Origin of the sequence: Ruegeria sp. HKCCD7303 (assembly GCF_013111185.1) — a bacterium.
In the GTDB taxonomy this organism is placed as follows: Bacteria; Pseudomonadota; Alphaproteobacteria; order Rhodobacterales; family Rhodobacteraceae; genus Ruegeria.
On record NZ_WVRE01000005.1, the window covers coordinates 220,682 to 238,927 of the forward strand.

At 53.7% G+C, this 18,246-nt stretch carries 13 protein-coding genes; 5 read left to right on the plus strand and 8 right to left on the minus strand.

Annotated features, from left to right (window positions below; translation table 11 throughout):
- The first annotated feature begins 968 nt into the window (after positions 1-968).
- Positions 969-1,199, plus strand: coding sequence for a hypothetical protein (locus tag GS630_RS14795; protein WP_171712089.1), 231 nt, complete (start codon positions 969-971; stop codon positions 1,197-1,199).
- Positions 1,200-1,477: 278 nt separating this feature from the next.
- Here GS630_RS14795 and GS630_RS14800 read toward each other — a convergent pair whose 3' ends face one another.
- The 4 genes from GS630_RS14800 to GS630_RS14815 all read right to left on the minus strand — a co-directional run bounded on the left by GS630_RS14800 (position 1,478) and on the right by GS630_RS14815 (position 9,006).
- Positions 1,478-2,734, minus strand: coding sequence for an Hsp70 family protein (locus GS630_RS14800; protein WP_171712091.1), 1,257 nt, complete (start codon positions 2,732-2,734; stop codon positions 1,478-1,480).
- Between the two features lie 62 nt (positions 2,735-2,796).
- Positions 2,797-3,759: an isopenicillin N synthase family oxygenase gene (locus tag GS630_RS14805; protein WP_171712093.1), complete on the minus strand. Its 963-nt coding sequence runs from the start codon at positions 3,757-3,759 to the stop codon at positions 2,797-2,799.
- 33 nt (positions 3,760-3,792) lie between these two features.
- Positions 3,793-4,683 carry a dihydrodipicolinate synthase family protein gene (locus tag GS630_RS14810; protein ID WP_171180659.1) on the minus strand — a complete coding sequence of 297 codons (891 nt, stop codon included), beginning with the start codon at positions 4,681-4,683 and terminating at the stop codon, positions 3,793-3,795.
- A 747-nt stretch (positions 4,684-5,430) separates the two neighbouring features.
- Positions 5,431-9,006 (minus strand): PA14 domain-containing protein, encoded by a 3,576-nt coding sequence (locus GS630_RS14815; protein ID WP_171712095.1) that lies wholly within the window; start codon positions 9,004-9,006, stop codon positions 5,431-5,433.
- Positions 9,007-9,178: 172 nt separating this feature from the next.
- Between GS630_RS14815 and GS630_RS14820 the strand changes: the two genes are divergently transcribed.
- The 3 genes from GS630_RS14820 to GS630_RS14830 are packed head-to-tail and all read left to right on the plus strand — an operon-like array spanning position 9,179 to position 14,295.
- A complete protein-coding gene (locus GS630_RS14820; protein WP_171712097.1) occupies positions 9,179-10,876 on the plus strand; it encodes an ABC transporter transmembrane domain-containing protein in 1,698 nt (565 codons plus the stop codon).
- Positions 10,873-12,963, plus strand: coding sequence for a peptidase domain-containing ABC transporter (locus GS630_RS14825; RefSeq protein ID WP_171712105.1), 2,091 nt, complete (start codon positions 10,873-10,875; stop codon positions 12,961-12,963). Before GS630_RS14820 ends, GS630_RS14825 begins: the two co-directional genes overlap by 4 nt.
- Positions 12,964-12,966: 3 nt before the next feature.
- The gene (locus GS630_RS14830; RefSeq protein ID WP_171621390.1) at positions 12,967-14,295 is read left to right on the plus strand and encodes an HlyD family type I secretion periplasmic adaptor subunit; all 1,329 of its coding nucleotides are present in this window, start codon (positions 12,967-12,969) and stop codon (positions 14,293-14,295) included.
- Between the two features lie 34 nt (positions 14,296-14,329).
- Here the strand turns inward: GS630_RS14830 and GS630_RS22630 are convergent, their stop codons facing one another.
- The 4 genes from GS630_RS22630 to GS630_RS14850 all read right to left on the minus strand — a co-directional run bounded on the left by GS630_RS22630 (position 14,330) and on the right by GS630_RS14850 (position 17,140).
- The gene (locus GS630_RS22630) at positions 14,330-15,496 is read right to left on the minus strand and encodes an adenylate/guanylate cyclase domain-containing protein (protein WP_171621391.1); all 1,167 of its coding nucleotides are present in this window, start codon (positions 15,494-15,496) and stop codon (positions 14,330-14,332) included.
- A 137-nt stretch (positions 15,497-15,633) separates the two neighbouring features.
- Positions 15,634-16,236 (minus strand): NAD(P)H-dependent oxidoreductase, encoded by a 603-nt coding sequence (locus tag GS630_RS14840; RefSeq protein WP_171180641.1) that lies wholly within the window; start codon positions 16,234-16,236, stop codon positions 15,634-15,636.
- Positions 16,233-16,625, minus strand: coding sequence for a nuclear transport factor 2 family protein (locus GS630_RS14845; RefSeq protein ID WP_171621392.1), 393 nt, complete (start codon positions 16,623-16,625; stop codon positions 16,233-16,235). The genes GS630_RS14840 and GS630_RS14845 overlap by 4 nt, the downstream gene beginning before the upstream one ends.
- A 20-nt stretch (positions 16,626-16,645) precedes the next feature.
- Positions 16,646-17,140: a nuclear transport factor 2 family protein gene (locus GS630_RS14850; protein ID WP_209940242.1), complete on the minus strand. Its 495-nt coding sequence runs from the start codon at positions 17,138-17,140 to the stop codon at positions 16,646-16,648.
- Between the two features lie 161 nt (positions 17,141-17,301).
- Here GS630_RS14850 and GS630_RS14855 point away from each other — a divergent pair, with 161 nt between their 5' ends.
- Positions 17,302-18,183: a LysR family transcriptional regulator gene (locus tag GS630_RS14855; protein ID WP_171621393.1), complete on the plus strand. Its 882-nt coding sequence runs from the start codon at positions 17,302-17,304 to the stop codon at positions 18,181-18,183.
- Positions 18,184-18,246: the final 63 nt, after the last annotated feature.

The window sequence follows — 18,246 nt, forward strand, 5'->3', positions numbered from 1 at the left end:
TACCATTAGCGAAGTTGCCCGTGGTCAGGATGCTACCCGTGGAAGTCGTTTTAACCACCACGTTGCCACCACTGCCGCCGTAACCGCCGCTGCCAGAGGATCCAACCAATCCCCATTGCGAACCGCCATTGCCGCCATTGTTCGACACACTCAGCGCATAGATACCGTCGGCAAAGTCTCCGCTGGTCGAAATCGACCCGCTTTGGGTGAGTGTCACATTTCCGCCATCGGCCGAGTGCCCTCCAGTGCCGCCACCGGGCGCTGCAAAGCCGCTTCCGCCATTACCGGCCTGACCGCTGCGGCTGAACGCAAAAATACCTTCATTGCCAACACCTGACGTCTGGATTGTGCTGCTCGAGGTTTGCGTGGCATTAACCGTCCCACCCTTTCCACCGTCACCACCATCACGGCCATCCCAGAAGCTCAGGTAGGAATCTCCACCGTCTCCGCCATCTCCTCCAACGCTTCCGATTTCCCACCCGATATTGCTGGTGGCGTTGACATCGCTACTTAAGGATTGAGACTGAAGCGGGCCATCCTTGCCATCGCCTCCGGAGCCTGGTGGAACCACCAATGCGCCGTCGCGCCCATTGCTGCCATTCTGGCCATAAACAACTTGGCTCACTCCGTTGGGGCCAGAGACATTCACGGGTGGCGTAACGGTGCCTGCTGTGCCGGTACTGTTGAAGTTGCTGTTGTACTGCGACAACGTCAGTTGGGTGGAAAGACTTGCCGTTCCTGTTGCCCCGCCACCGCTGATTTGAGCAGTCGTTCCGCTTATAGAAACAATGCTAAAAGCAAGCGGAGGATTGTCCGAATTGTAAATCGTGTCACCGGCGCTTTTGACTAAAAAAACGTAGCCGTCCGCCGTTTCAACAAAAGCGGTTGTGCCCGCTGTTGGCTTGGATGCAGGGTCCACGATCAGTGCACTTACGGTTGTATCTTTACCCGTCACAGGGTTTGCGACTGTGTCACCAACTTTTGATGATGCTGTCGGTGCAGCAAACAAAGGATTTGAAATCAATGCTAAAAACGAAACGGCAACCAGCAAATTCGATTTCTTAGTCACCCTGGAGCCTCACAACCATCGCAATCAATTAACACGGCGACCAAGTGCGTTCCCGAAATACAGACACCTGCAAATCGAGCGCTCCCCATCACCATTTCGTGAAGAATATCTACAATTTAAAGGTGATTAATGTGAATTAGTTCACGCATATACATTTTGTTAATACAATTGCGAAATTACAACATCTTTAATATCAAATTGATATTTTCCGATTTCTCAGAGCTTTGGGGCCCGAGCGCTAAGCGATGCTTTAACCTCAACTACTTTCTGTCCACAACCACAGATTGACTTTGCCTCCGGGGCTGGATGACAATTGGTTTAGACTTAGAACTCAGTGCCAACTTCGAGAATTGCGGGTTGTCTGGTTCAAACCGGATCTTCGCTTGCAAGGCAATCTTGCTGTCACAGCTATGCCGCTTCTTGAGCAGCCATGATGGCCAACCCTTCCGCAACGGCGGTAAAAACTGAGGCAAAGGAATGCTCAGCCGCAGGGAAAATGTTTCGCATCGTTTCCGGCACGACCCCCATCAGACTGGAGCCGCCGACATAGACCACCCGATCAATTTGGGCGGCGGTCGCTCCAGCTTGAAGCAGCACTGCATGCGCACCAGACGCCAGCCGCCGTGCATGATCTGAAAGGCTTTCGGCCACCAAAGCATCACTGAGCCGAGCCGCCAATCCGGCCTCCAGCATATCAAGTTTGATTGCAGGATCCTGCGCCCCTGCGTTCACCGCGATTTTGCCACGCTCGACCGCAAAAGCCAGTTCATGCCCCAGCTCGTGCTGAAGCACTGTGGCGAGCCGGGCCAACCGTTCAGGGGACTCGGCCAGTTTTAGCATATCTTCGACCATGCGTCGGTTTTGCGCCGTGTACAGAAACGGGATCACCTCCCAAGTTGCACGGTCGTTGAAAATAGCATTGGGGGCTTGTGAACTCCCACTTCCAAAAACATCCCGGATCATCGAGCCTTTGCCCAATAGGGGCATCACGTGGTCTATGCTGATCGCACGGTCAAAATCGGTGCCTCCAATTCGCACGCCATGATTGGCGAGAATCTCAATCCCCGCAGTGCTGCTGTGAAACACCGAAAAGTCGGATGTTCCGCCACCAATATCAACAACCAAGCCAGTGAAAGCCCCATGCCCTGCCACACCAGTTGCGATGGCCGCCGCAGCGGGTTCCGGGCAGAAACGAACCTCTGTGAACCCAGCGGCATCGTAGCAGGCTCGCTGGTCGGCTTCGGCTTGCTCCTCGCGCGGATCGTTCTGCCCGTGAAAGACCACGGGACGCCCAGAGACGACGCGGGTACATGACACGCCAAGCTCGGCCTCGGCCCGTTCCTTAAGCTTGCGCAGAAATGACCCAATAATTTCAACAAATGTCAGGCGCTCATTCAGAATTTGTCGCTTTTCATGCATCAGCGTGGTGCCCAATACCCGTTTGAGCGCCCGCATGAAACGCCCCTCGAGACCATCCAGAAGCGCCCTGTTGGCGGGTTCGCCAATCAGGCTTTCGCGCGTTTCGAAATCAAAAAAGAAAGTGGTTGGAAGTGTTTGCGCCTTGGCATCGAAATGCACCAGACGGGGCACATCTGAGACAACGTAAGCAACGGCTGAATTTGACGTACCAAAGTCAATGCCAATCCACGGGCGGAAAGGTGCCATGGCGCTTATCTCCGAATTGTCTGAGCAAAGGACGCCGGGCGTAAAGTGTTCTTAAGCCATGGTCAACCCGATGTGCCAGGGGCGCCCTCTTGATGCGCCTCATAACTGGCTTCCAGTTCGTTCTTCAGAAAATCGCCAAAGTTCAAAGCCGAGAAGTTGGGCGCACCGGTCCCGGCGAGTGGTGCGATATTAACGGAGACATGCGGGTCAAAAAAGAATGGAATCGAATAGCGCTCTTGCCCGCTGGAATTGATTACTCGGTGCGGCGTAGACAAGAGCTTGCCATTGGATAACCGGTGCAACATGTCTCCGACATTGACCACAAACGCGTCTTCCATCGGCGGCGCGTCGACCCAATGGCCCGCCGGAGTCTGAACCTGCAAGCCACCAACATCATCCTGCGCCAGCAACGTCAGCACCCCAAAGTCCTTATGAGGCGCCGATCCGAAAAGATCCTCCGGAGCGTGCGCAGACTGCGGCGGATAGTGCAAAAGCCGCAACCAAATCGTTGGCTCTTCAAACGCGGCCATGATCGAACGATCTGCGGACCCAATTGAAGCCAGCGCCAATCCCAGCAGCTTGTGACCCAACTCAGTCATAGCCCGCGCGTAGGCTTCACAGGTTTCGCGAAACCCTTCCAGATCGGGCCACTGGTTTGGCCCCGATAGGTAGACATCGGGGTCAACCTCTGCATCCTCGCGCATCATCATGAATGATGCCGACTGGTTAGGCTTTGTGACCTCGGCCAGATCGGAATTCACATCTGTTGACGTGTTGATCGCAATATAACCGCGATGGTTTTTGTCCAGTGCGATCGACTGTTTCGCATCCACTGGTAAAGCATGAAAACGCTTTGACGCATCAAAGATGGCGGCGCGCAAACTGGGATCCACGCCGTGATTAATCACATAGCCAAACCCGGTCTGACCATAGGCCTCAAGGAATGCCTGCGCCAGTTGGGTTGTGTCTTTGCCACGGATCAGCGGTGCCAGATCAAGCACCGGTATTTCTGTAAATTCGGTCATCTCAGGTTTTTGGTCCTTCGACCCGTACAAGATTCACATCGCCAGAATGGGCTGCATGGCCTCGGTGAACTCGGCCTTTTCCGCTTCGGTCAGCGGCCCCAGCGGCGCACGGCATTGCCCCACATCCAACCCCTGCAATTCGGCCCCAAACTTGATTTTCTGTACGAACTTGCCGCTTTCAAGAATGTTCATGGCCCGGTATAGCTTTTTCATCAGGTCTCTGGCCGCCACAAGCTCGCCTGCTTTGTACAGACGGTCTAACTCGCAGCAAGCCTTGGCCATGCAATTAGATGGGCCGCAAATCCAACTGTCGGCACCCCAGAACATGAAATCCAGCGCAATGTCGTCTGAGCCCGAGATCAATTGGATCTTGCCTTCATACCGCGACACGATGTCAATAGCCCGCTGCAAAACACCAGAGCTTTCCTTGATGCCGATGACACGCGGGTTGTCAGCGAAATGGTCCATCAGATCGAAAGAAATATCCGCCCCATCCTTCAACGGATAGCTATAAAGCACAATGTTGACATCTACCTCGGCCAAGACTGTTTCATAATGATCGATCAGTTCGTCCTGAGTAGGTCTTGTGTAGAACGGTGGCGCCAGCAAAACGATGTCATAGCCAATATCCTTGGCAATCGCCGTCTGCTCAATCACTTCGCGGGTGGCCGGGGCGTTGGTGCCCGCGATCAAAATCTCATCTGCGTTCGCGAAATCCTTCACAAATTGCAGCACCTGACGACGTTCTTGTGTCGATTGGCTGAAATACTCGCCGGTCGAGCCGTTCGGAACCCAACCCGCGACACCCGCATCGCGAAAATGAGACAGCAGGTTTTCGAAAGCAACAAAATCGATCCCGCCATCTGCCCCAAAGGGGGTGACCAACGCTGGCATAACGCCAGACAGTTTGACGTTAAAGCTCATGTACGCCTCCTTCATTCCTTGTATTTCAGATCATCCAACCTGGGATTTGCGCATTTTCCTACCGCTCACAGTTTGATTGGTAAGCTCAAGCGGATCAGGGCTCAAGCCACAGATGTAGCTGGAACAAGCCAACTGGCTGACACTGAAACGACCAGTCAGGACCCCGCAAACAATACGGAAGCAATTCGGCCAGAGTTAAAGAGGAAGAAGCAATAGAACGTTAGCGCAGCACTCGCCCACCTGTAGAACCGATTGAAAGCGCTGAAATCGGAATGGTCATGGTCGCTCTCGCTACTCGAATACGGGGGCATCCGCATTGACGTTAAAGCTCGGCATGCTGATCGTAACCAACTAAAGAAAATCGCTGGATGAGTTGCATCCACCCGCATCGAACTTGCGATGCTTATAGCGCGAGATAAATCGATTTGGCCCTGCTGACCAGACCCGGCACAGCAGTTGAACGTAGTTGCGTCTGTTTTGAGTGCGAGAGCCGTTTCAATCTGCGGGATCAAACCATCGAATGTTGCCATTGCCGATCCATTTGTAGCTGTCGATTGAACGCAATTTGACCGACCCTTATTTGAAGAGGCAGGTACGTTTTTGACATTGCTCGCAAGACAGGCAACAAACGCCTGCACATCCGTTTGAGGGATAACTGTCAAACTCAAATGGGTCAGCGACCGACTCAAAGAGACAACCTGTTTTGCTAAGCGGTTAAAGGTTCGATCTTGTTCGGCGGCTCTGTTCCTACCACTCCACGCGTTCATACGTGTCTGTACTGATTTGCAGAACGTCGGAACTCTCTTGAACCAGCACCGGTTCCGCCATGACGTCCGTTTGCGATCCATCCAGAGCTTTTTGAACTGCCGCGTCGGTGTCGTCCAATGCGACATCCCAAGCAATCTCTGAACCGACATGAGACGCAGCGACACCCGTGTCTGGCAAAGTTTCGGTTTCACCTGAAACGTCGGCCTCTGGGTTGGATTGCATGTCTCCAACCGCAATTGCGAAGTTTGATGTGGACGTAACAGGAGCACCGTTAAAAGCTGTAGAATCAATCGTGATTTCGCCGCCTATCACTCCGGCAAAACCGGGGGGTGGAGAGATTTCCAGCGCATCCAGATTCCAGCCGGACAGATCAGCAGGCCCCCCATCTGTAACCATGGCATCCTCTCCGCTGCTTAGTATTGTGGCAGCTGGTAAGCCTTCAACGCTAACCGTCGTGTCTTCGCTGGAGGGGCCAATATCGATTGCAACCCAAGCTGTTTCGTTCACATCAACCGCGATCTCTTGATCTGCCCGAACAGGTTGGCGACCATCTAGACCTGGACCGTCCCATTCCAGCTTTAGTCCAGCGCGGCCGTAATTCTCAAAATATCGCAATTCGATGTCATGTGTGCCGGGCTCCAATGCGACCTGGCCAGATTCGGTCCGATAGCCGTGGTTTCCGTCGTCTTTGACAACTTCATGCCCATTGACATAAAGCACGACACCGTCGTCCGCAGACGTGAAAAAGGTATAGGTACCCTCCTCTTCAACCGACACTTTCCCTTGAAAGCGGGCCGCAAACGTGTCGGTTGAACCCTCTTCCCAGAAAGACCCGTGCCCATTATCGTAGTCGATGTTCGGCGTGACCTCGTAATGGGTCGGATCGGCGTCCCAGTTCACATCATCCAGTTTCCCGATCCGATGGTCTGTGTCGAAAAACTCTGCGTGGAATCCCCCTTTCAAAGCCGCGCTAGGCTCGGCAATCTGCGCCGCATCCACATTGAAACTGACAGGTTGACTGATTTCGGTCAGTCCATCGCCCGACATGACAATGAGAACGTCAATTTGACCAACAAAATTGAAAGGTGGAGTGATGGAAAGCGTTTCTGCGCCAAACCCTGTGATTTCGGCGTGTCCATTGTCACCCACCACCACGCTCTGATGACCAGATGCCACGACAGAACCTTCAGGCAACCCTTTCAAAGCAAGCGTTGAAACCGCATGCTGATCAGCAGCAGGGTGGGCAACATTTATCGCAATGGGCATGCCTGAAACCGTTTGAGCCGAAACCATATCCGGAGGTGCTACAAGCTCCGGGCCATTCATGCCTGGACCGTCCCATTCCAGCTTCAGCCCAGCGCGGCCGTAGTTTTCGAAATACCGCACCTCGATGTGATGCGCCCCTGCATCCAAGTGAACTTCACCTGATTTGGTCTGATAGGCATGTAATCCATCGTTTTCGACCACAACCTTCCCATTGACCACCAGTTGCGCTCCATCGTCTCCGCTTAGGTCGAACCGATACGTTCCGCTTTGCTCAACCTGAACCGCGCCGCTGACCTGGACACCAAAAGTGTCTCGGGAACCGTCCTCCCAAAATGAATGACTGCTGTTTTTGTAGTCAATTTCAGCAACCAGTTCCTGATGCGTAGGTTCCGACGCCCAATCGATATCTTCCAGTGAAGACAATCGATGATCCACGTCGAAATACTGCGCCTGAAATCCGGTCGAAATGAGCAACTCAGGCGTGTCCACCAAGTTCACTTCAAGAGTTTCGGACGTGGAAGAGCCGCCTGCATCCGTTACGGTCACTGTGACCTCCACAGTGCTGTCGTCTTCGTAGGACAATGCCGCGCTGTCTTTAAGGCGCAAGACACCATCGACAACTTCAAACCGATCGTCGGACACTGTATAGGTGTGGATGTCATTCACGTCCGGATCATTGAAGCGCAACTCACCCACGATTACACTGCTGGTATTCTCGGCAATGGTATTTGGTGTTGCAGTCAGGGTAATGTTGTCGACCAACGCTCCGTATGTATCATTCTCGTCAGCTGCCTCTCGCAGCTCCAACTGGTCTTCGCCGGTACCAATCACCTGCATGTCAAACGAGGTCCAGTCCGTGGTATCCGGATTAAGCTCGGCCACTAGAACGTCGTTCCAGTAGACTTCTACTGTATCCGTCCCGTTGGCCAGACGTTCCCTTAGATCAAGCCCCAGGTCATAGACCTGACCTTTACTGGTCTGGATCGTCTGGCTGAAGCTGTCGACGCCGCGGCCTGCGTCCATCTCCAGAAGCTGTTGACCGTCCGAAGCCTTGGTCCCTGCCAGATTATCCCAAATTTCCATTCCAGCCTGGCTGTCCCAGGGACCTGAACCGTTATTACTGAAGGTGCTCCATCGACCTGGATCAAGGTCAAACTCCTCGAAGCTGCCGTCTTGAACTAGGTTGTCAGTGATTATGTTCAGTCTCAGACCAGTTGGCGCTTCGTTCTGATCACTTACGTCGATGGTCAATTCTTCAGTATGCGAAGCTCCACCGGAATCGGTGACGGTGACCAGAACATCGACCTGCGTTTCGGCTTCATGATCCAGCGCGATCCCGTCTTTCAGTTTCAATGTGCCATCGACAACTTCGAACCGTTCATCGGAAACGGAATAGATGTGGCTGTCCCCTTCATCCTGATCCTGCGGTGATAAAGTGCCTACGACGGCCCCCTTGACGGCTTCATCAACTGAAGCGTCTGAAAGGGTCACGCCGCTGACCGCATCATTGGTGTCTGTGACTTGGACCGTGAAATTTTCCGTACGCGAAAAACCTGCCTTGTCGGTGACGGTGATCTCTATGCCAATCTGCGCTTCGACTTCGTAATCCAGCGAAATACCATCCTTAAGCTTCAATTCACCATCAACAACCTCGAACCGGTTATCAGAGACAGACAAGCTGTGGTGATCCCCTATATCTGATAAGGACAGAACGCCCACCACTGCGCCATCAGCATTTTCAGCGACAACATTGCCGCCAAGCGAAATTCCGGGGGAAGTAGTATCGGATGGCTTGATCTCCGCTAAAGGTTCTTCGGCGCCTTCGTGGCTCTCCAGTTCAACCGGCTTCGCGCGCTGAGCGGGCGTGCTGCGGGCTGACTCTGACGCATCGATTGAAACCCTATCCTTCTGCTCAAGACCAGATATGTCACCATCCTTTTGTCGGAGAACGGTATTTGTGGCTTTTGGACTTTCGACGTGAGCGTCCTGAAGCGCGTCCGGCACCAATGCCTCGGGCAATAAATCAGTCTTTGGGTTTTCCGTCGCATTCTGGCTTTCGCGCACCTGGGTACTGCCATGATCCGTCGATTGCGACTGAGCCCCTTTGGTAGCTCCGCGTGCTGGCAGGCTGCCCTCTTGGTGGTCGCCGGTATGCAGTGTGCTTCGGCTTTGATCTTGGGGTGTGATCTGTCCGGTTTTGGCAACTTCGGAAGCAAATGCCTCCTTGTCGCTCGGGTCCTTTGACATGGCAGAAGTCAGCCCCGCTCCACTGTTGGTTGCTTTACCCATTTCAGGCCCCCGTTTCCAATCCACTGGAGTGGAACAGTAGTGGGTAAGTGTTAATCCACCCTTTCGCCAATCGCGCGAATTTTAGTCGATTCCTTTCTATGAACAGCCCTCAACTTTATGAAACAGAAAGGTTTTCCACGCCTCTTGTTCCAAGCAATCAAACGGAGCTGAGATGAAAGACAAGGTATTCAGAGGGCGCGACAGTTCTCTCGCAACCAAAGTGCCTATTCTCGCCGCTTCACTGTCGCTGAACACTGTGGCGCTGATCATGCCTATCACAATATTGCTGATCTTTGACCGGGTCATTCCGTTTAAGTCGGTCGAGACGTTGCGCATGCTGACACTTATTCTGTTGGTGTCAGTGTCAATAGAACTGGCGCTGCGCTGGAGCAGGGCAACTCTGCTGAACATCACGTCACAAAGTGCAGCAGTCTCAAACTACCGTCGTTTCATAAACCAAATACTACATGCCAATCCGGTTGTGTTTTCACGTCAGGCAAATTCGAACTATCTCGACCGCTTTTCCGCGATCGCACAATTGCGAGATCACAACGCAGGGCAAAACTACGCGCTGCTGATCGATCTACCATTTACCTTAGTTTTCGCAGTGATGGTCGCATTGATCGGTGGCTGGCTGGTTTTGGTTCCGATCATTGGGCTGATAGCTGTCACCGTGTTCTCCTTGATGATCAAACGTGCGCAGTGGGCGCTGTTTGACAGACGCAAAACGCTGGACAATCGCAGGTATGCATTTTTGTCCGAAGTGCTTTCCGGAGGCCAGACGGTCAAGGCCAACCGGATGGAACGGCAGATGACCCGCCGGTTCGAAATGCTCGAAGACCAAACAGTGGACGTAAGTCACCAATTGATCCGTTTCTCTGGGCTCGCGCAGAGCTTTGGGGCAGTTTTTGGTCAAGTTTCAGTGGCTGCCATGGGGTTGCTGGGTGCCTATCTGGTGATCAAACAACAGATCGGGATAGCCGAGATGGCTGCTTGCATGTTGCTTAACGGACGGATCGTACAGCCGCTGACCAAACTTTTGACACTGTGGGTCCAGTCAGAAAACGTTGCCTTTTCCTGGCGGAAATTGCGCGAAATTGATGCACTTGAGACAGTTCCGGCAGTGACCAAAACGCCGACCCCGACCGAAGGCAGGATCACGATTAAAGGCTTTAAACCGGATCAAGAGGGGGCTAAAACTATGGCGTTGGACACTCTGACGATATTGCCTGGTCAAGTTGCATTGGTGACCGGCCCAACGCGCCGACAGATCAGCGCGTTCTATGACTCAGTGACTGGTCGAACCACACTACATTCCGAAGAAGCCTATGTTGACGAGATCCACAGCAGATCCCTGATCTCCTGGCGTGGGCATCATGCCATTGTCGTTCTGGAAGAGAACCCAGCCATTCTTTCGGGTACATTGTTGCAAAACCTAAGCGCCTTTGGCGACGAAAAACAAATCGCGCGCGCCAAGGACCTCGTCTGTCAGTTGGGTCTGGACCTTCGGATCAATCGCCTGCCAACGGGCTACAACACCGTCTTGGGGTCAGGCAGTAGCTTCGAGGATGACCCCGTAAACCGCCAACTCATAGCATTGGTGCGCGTTTTGGCACTCCGCCCGAAAATCCTGATCATGAGCGAACCGACATCTGTTCTCGACACTACAGAACGTGATGCTTTTGCCGCCTGCCTTGCCAAACTGCCTGACAGGCCAACCATCCTTATGGACAGCCCAGATCCGCGCATGCAGCGACTGGCAGATTTGAGGATTCAGCTTGCCCCTCAGGCAGGAGATAACGTTGCAGATTGGGTTTCAGACGCACAGGCCGACCAAATCGCCACCCAGCACAGAAAGGATGTGGCATGAACATGGTCCACACGCGCGACGCGTCAGCTTTACTGGAGCAACTGTTGTTGGTTGGCGGCTGGCAGAACAATTCAGATGCAATCGCCGAGGCTTTCCCGCATCTGTCCGAGGAACTGGACCCAGCGGATTTAGTCCAGACACTTGAAAACCTGAACGTTCCGTATGTTCAGGCAACCTGCCGTGAGAGCGATATTACAAAGGCAGAATGCCCCGCACTCGTGATCCCCGCGCACGGAGATTGTTATGTGGCTCTCGGCCTTAACGGCGACAAGCTGCAAACTGCCGACCTGAACACCGGCTCTATGCGCCAGCACCTCCGACGACGCGTACCCTGTACGCTGATCCATATCGAGAAGTACAAGTACCAGGACACGCAACCCGCTTTCAGAACTGTTGCGGCCGCATTCGGCGCATTGCGCGAAATGCTGCCTGGTCTGTTGCTCGCAGCATTTCTAACCAACCTGCTGGGCTTGTTTGCACCGCTTCTGATCATGGCAGTTTACGATCGGGTGATCCCCTCAGGCTCGGTGGATCTTTTGTTCGCGTTGGCCGTTGGCGTTGGTATCCTTGCAATCTCGGATTTCATGTTCCGGCACATTCGAACAAGAGCTCTGGCTCATGTCGGCCAAAACGGAGAACGCGCACTCGCTGTTGGGCTATTTACCAAACTGATGCGCCTTCCACTGTCACAGCTGCGAAAGTCCGGCGTAAACCAACAGATCGCCCGCTTTCGCCAGCTCGAATCCCTGCGCGAACTTTTCACCGGTCAACTCATGATCGTTCTGATCGACTTGCCGTTTGCGCTGCTTTTCTTTGCCGTGCTTGCATATCTTGCCCCACCCGTAGGGGTACTTACATTGGGGCTTGCTGTTGCTCTTCTGATGATTGGCTTTGTGTCACTTCCTGTTCAGCAGAAGTTGGACAAAACAGCCGCCGACGCAGTTCGGGCCAGCACGTCCTGCATTGAGGACGCCGTCGCACATCAAAGTGCACTGGTCAATCCTGGGATGCAGGACCAATGGTTGGAGAGGTGCATGCCGCTGGCCGAAAAAGCCGAAGACGCGACAGCTCGTGCGCGTCAATTGCGCAATTTTATGCAGGCCCTTTCACAATCAACTGTCACGCTTGGTTCTGCCGGTGCCATCATCCTCAGCGCCCACGGCGCTGTTGAGGGCAGCATGAGTTTCGGCGCCTTGATCGCTTCGATTGCGCTGGTGTCGAAAGTGCTGGCTCCAGTGCAAGCGTTTCAATCCTCGCTTGGACAATTGAGCGGACATTTGAAAAGCCAAAAACAGGCGGACCAGGTTTTGGCCTTACCAGAAGAACTCGAACTTGGTCTGGGCCGGTCTCATCAGAAAACAATGACCGGAGCAATCAGTTTTCAGGGCGTAAGCCATCGCCCCGACCCTTTGAACCCGGCGCTGTTGACGGCGGCTGGCTTCCACTGCGAACCAGGTGAACTTGTTGTCGTCATGAGCCGGGGTGTAGCAAACCGGACCGCTGTACTTGACCTAATCTGCGGTTTGGCAACGCCTGTGGCAGGCGTAATCGAGCATGATGGCATCGATATCCGTCAAATCGCGCGCGACGAGCTCCGCAAGTCCGTAACCTATGCGACCTATGACACATGCCTGTTTCACGGCACCGTAACACAAAATTTTTGCCTTGCTGCCCCGACCCTCAGCGAAAGTGACATTGCGCAAGCGCTCGACACCTTGGGTATTCGTGATGAGATCAAGGCTTTGCCGGACGGGTACCGCACGCGACTGAATGTTCAGCAAATGTCTGGCATGTCCGGCGAGTTGCTCAAATCTCTGGCTTTAGCCCGCAGCATGGCGCGGTCATCCTCTGTTTATCTATTCTCTGAACCTACCAACGGACTGTCGCAACCGTGTCGTGACAGGTTCAAAACTTGGCTCAAGGATCAAAAAGCTGACAAAACCGTTTGGGTCGCCACCGCCGATCGCTCTTTGATGCAGATGGCTGACCGGCTGATTTATCTAAATGGGGACCGCGTTGTTGTGAACGACACCGGTCAAGCGGCTCGTAAAAAGGTACAGGCGGTCATGAAAGCAATGGAAAGCTGAACAATGCGTATAACGTTGAACAAGAACCGGGCAGAAGGACCGCTCGCCAAACCAAAGCAGAAGTCTCAGCAGCGGCCTGCGCGGTTTGCTGCGCTGACTGCAGTGGTTTTCTCTGGTATGGTCGCCGCGTTGATTGGACTGGCTGGGTGGGCAACTGTTCCCCAGGTCACGCGCGCACCCGGTGCCATCGTCCCAACGGGCGACTACACCCAGATCGAAGTTATGGACGGCGGCATCGTTGATCGTGTTCACGTACAGGACGGGGACCAAGTCCATGCCGGCCATGTGCTGGTTGAATTGAGGCACCCGGATCTAAGCAAAGAGCAACAAAGACTAAAGGAACAGATCGCGACCCTGGACCGCAAACTGACGTATGGGCGCACAATTCTAGAAACGCTCGGGAATGATGATGCGCTCACTGTAGCAGAATTGGCCGCGCTGCGACGTCAGAACCATCACCGCGCGGCTGCGACCTTGGAAATCTACGCTGAAAGCCAGCGCATGAAACGCGTATCGATTTTGCAGCAGCAGGAGACTCTAGAAATCCTCAAAGCGTCGCACAGGTTTACCTTGGAACGAGTCGCGCGAAAAAAAGCCGAACTGGACCGTGCACACCGTTTGCACAATCAAGGGCTGACGACGGCCCGCGACCTGGCTCGGGACGCTGATCAGTTGGACGCGCTGCGGACTGCGGCCTCTGAGGGCGAAGTCCGCCTGGCACAGGCGCGCAATGCTCTCACGATAGCTAAGGCTGATCTTGCAGAACAGACCCTGACCTTGCGTGAAGAAACCCTCAACAAAGTCGAAGAGTTCCGCGACTTGCGCAGTGAATTGGACGTTTCACTGCGGATTGTGAACCAAAAGCTCGACGGCTTGCGCATTGTCGCCCCCAAAGCGGGGATTGTGCAATCGGTCGCTTTCCCCAATGCAGGCGAAGTCATAGCGCCTGGGGAAACTGTTTTCGAACTGCTGCCGTCCCAACTGGACCTGATGGTTGAAGCACGTATCCCAAACAGAGAGATTGGACATGTTACCTTGGACCAACCGGTGAGCGTAACGGTGGATACCTATGATGCGCGGCGTTTCGGGAAAGCTAAGGGTCGCGTGACCGCCGTGTCTCCGGTTCCGCTGATAGATGATCAAACCGGCGACACCTATTTTCGCGCTTCAATCCAACTCAACGATCAATTTGTTGGAACCGGTGCTTACAAGCGCCCAATTTTGGCTGGAATGACGGTGGTGGCGGAAATGAATACTGGTGAAAACACTCTGCTCGCATACATGTTGAAACCCATTCATCAGACGATGCGCAACGCCTTTTCCGAGCGTTAATAGAATAGCCTACTCACGTCTAAAGCCTTTGACATCAGGACACCTGAGCGGGAACTCTGAAAACTTCAATGTCTTCGCTCAATCCCCGGATAGCGTGGTAACCGACGGATTGACCCCTGTTTTTCAGGTGCTTTGTGACACGTGTGGTCAGCAACGTCCTTTCGCCCAGTTGCTTGCATAAGTCCTGAACGCGACTGGCCACGTTGACGGTCTGCCCCACGACCGTGAAATCCAACCGGTCAGGGCTGCCGATATTGCCAAATGTGACCTGCCCGAAATCGATACCTATGACAAATTCAATTTCCTTACGGCCGCTGTCACCTGCGGTTTTGTTAAAGGCATCAAGATTGACCAATGCCTGACTTGCGGCTGCGACGACGGATTGGCATGCCGCCTCGTCGCCGTTATCAGCCTCAAAAACTGCAAGAATACCGTCGCCCATGAACTTAAGCACATCGCCCCCTTCATCCTGAATTGGTGCAACCACCATTTCAAAATAGTTGCCCATCATGTCCAGCAATTGATCTTCGGGCCAGGCTTGGGCTTTTTCTGTAAACCCTCTGAGATCCGCAAACAGGATCGCTGCAAAAACGGTTCTGTGTTCCCCGCGCTTTATGTGCCCTTGTCCGATCTCTTCAGCGGGACCATGGCCCAGATAGGTTTGCAGCAGGCTTTTTTGTGACTGACGCATTGCGATGGGTTCCAAGGCCGCCGCCAAGGCATACCGAGAGTCTTCAATGTATCGGATATGCGCATCAGAAAACCCTGTTTCTGCATTCGAGGTAAAACTAGTGCCTTGAACCGAACCATTTCCGTGTTCCAGTGGAATGGCCAAAAAATCGGTGGCACCCGCCTCGGCAAGCTCGGAGTAGATCGGGTGCTCAGTCGCAAGGTTGAGATCCGATAACCGTTTACGCAACGGACAACGATGGGTGACGATGTATTCAAAAGGGCTGCCATGCCATGCGCTTGTCGACAGCACGGTGGTGGGTACCGTGTAACGGCGGGTTTTGTCCGGTGTCCAGATTATACCCCAAGCGCTGAGCAATGGGTTCGAGTAGTTCTGCGCAATACGCGCCCTTGCCAGCGGCACACCAAGCCGGACAAGCCCTTCGCAATATCCTTTGACGATTGCGGTTTCATCCCCCAACAGCCGCCCTTCGGAAATCAGCCAATGATTCAGTGGGTCAATCTCGGACACGGTCCCCTCTGGCAAGTATGGACGTGCAGGCAGTTTACATGTCTTTCGTCGGGAAAGAACCCGCACTGACGCTCATAAAGACGATCAGCAAATTCAACGCGGGTTGCAGGACCCGAATGGGATTGCTGGGTACATGATCAACTGACGGCCGCAGCTTTGATCGGATCATCCTCAAGCTGTTCCAACAGGTGTGCCTGTTTGACTTTTGGGTCCAGGTCCGAGTCAGTCAGATGGGCCAACATATCCGGTACGGTCGCTTCAATCTGGTCCTGGGTGGCCAAAGCCATTCCATGGGCAACAAACGGGCGCAGATACGTCATACCCGCAAGGTTCGCAGTCTGCTGGTAAGGTTTAAGAAACTCGGCCATCGAATAGTTGTTGTAACCGCCTGCGTGATAGCTGTGCTCGGGGCCACCCGTAGAAACCAGGATCAGAATCTCACGCCCTTTCAATCGATTACCGCCGGGTCCGTAGGCGAAGCCATAGCTCAGAACCTGATCCATCCATGCTTTCAAGACAGGAGGTGCAGAATACCAGTAGAACGGGAACTGAAACACGATCCGGTCATGCGAAAGTAGCAAAGCTTGTTCCGTTTCAATGTCAAAACGCATCTCTGCACCACCGATGGCTGTCAAATCACGTGCGGTTACGTCGCTCGCGTCCGAAAGTGCGTCGAACCAGGCGCGGTTTATGCGGGATGTGTTCAGGTCCGGATGTGCTGTGAGGACAAGGATTTTCATGTGATTGTCTCTTGCAGAAGTTTCGCTGAATAAGATGTGATAAACGGGCGACCGTTTGGCCGCACATCAAACCGCCAGTTTTCCTGAACGCGTGCTTCGATGGCCTCACCTGCAATGGTTTGGGCACGAAACAAAACTTCGAACTGTGCCGCGTCTGGCGTGATCTCAATATTGCTCACGTGGTGTTCGGTCGGGCTTTGCAGGGTTGCAAGCACTTTTGCGTACCAAGCGCGAACCCGTTCATGGCCTATAAGGGCAGCGTCAATATCCGGCATGTCCCAATCCACGTCAGGATGCAGGTCTTGCAAAAACGCATCAATCGGATCAAGCCGGTCAAACCCCGCGAACCAATCTGTTATAAACGATCGAATTTCAGAATAGTCGTTCATGAGCGTCGCCATTTCATGGGTTACTTAGCCAACCGATCCGGCAACGGTGCTAGATTATACTGCGACCAGAAGAACGTGTTGGCTGAATCCTGATCGGCGGAAAGGTTGGTCGCTTCGACGATCTTGCCATCCTCGATACGGTAGACCAGCGCCCAGGTCGTATCGACATTTGGCTTGCCGTCTGCATTTGACCAACCCCGGTGAATGTCGACCACATGTGTTTCATCCGCTCCGAAATAAATGGGCTCGGCCTGAAACCCGGCTGCGCCCAACTGCGCGAAGAAAGCAAGCACCTCATCACGCCCAGATTTAGTGCCGGACAACGGATGACGGCCGGGAATGTGCCATTTGACCTCTTCATCCATTACGGCGGCGATGCCATCCAGATCATTTGCCCCATAGGCGGCAAAGAAATCTTGCACCACTTTGATGTTCTCTTCCGGCGAGGCGGCCATGGCGTTACCTCCAGCTATGATTGCGATGGTGAGTGCTACTGTTTTGGTCAGGGTTTTCATTTTCGTCCTCTCTGGCGCTCGGGCGTTTGGCGACAGCACTGCTTTCTACGGGTCCATGCCGTGATGACGAGAATTTAACTATTCCGTTCTTGAAAGATAATTCCCTCAACTTTCACTTCTTTCATGTATTATTTCGAATAATATTCTGGAACGGAGATCCCATGCGCTTACCGCTCGCGACGCTCGAAGTCTTCACTGCCATAGCCCAACAGGGGTCGCTGCGAGCTGCAGCCGAAGCGCTTGGCGTCAAACCGTCGACAGTGAGCCATCAGTTGAAGTCACTGGAGGATCAGCTCGGCACCGCACTATTCATCCGAACGACACGCTCGATCAGCCTGACCGAAGCCGGACGTGCGCTTATACGCGGCGCAGGCCCGGCCTTTGACCAATTGTCCGAGGCCGTTGAAAGCGCGCGCAGCACGGGTCATGCCGCGCGTGGCACCCTTAAGCTGGCAATGCCAGAATTTGCCTACCATCTGTACGTGAGCCCGATCTTGAACAGCTTTTGCGCCAAGTTCCCCGAGATCGAGTTGGAACTGTCTTTGACGGATGCGCTTTCGGACATTCTGGGCGAAGAACTGCATGCCGGTTTCCGTCTAGGGGACCGTGTTGCACCAGACATGGTTGCGGTTCGGCTTACTCGACCATTGCCCGTTGCCGTTACAGCCAGCCCTGCGTACCTCACCGCCCACGGCACGCCCAAAGAACCGCGCGATCTTCTTGAACACAACTGTGTCCGATACAGGTTTCACTCCTCCGGCCAGATTGCGCCTTGGAGTTTTAACTCGAAAGACGGCTCGTATTCCGTCCAAGTACAAGGAAATCTGATTACAAACACCTTACCTGCCTCGGTCGATATGGCAAAGCTAGGGTTGGGGCTGGTGTACACATTCAGGGCCTATGTGGCGGCCGAAATCGATGCTGGCCTCTTGAAACCTGTTCTGGAAGACCATCTTGGCCTAACACCCGGGATTTTCTTGTATTTTCCTCGGGAGTACAGATCAATGATGCCTTTGAAACTGTTCATCGAACATATAAAATAGCAAGAAACCCTTTAGACTTCGGTTGAGGCTTAGTTTCAGCACGGCCTTTATGACCAAGGCTGT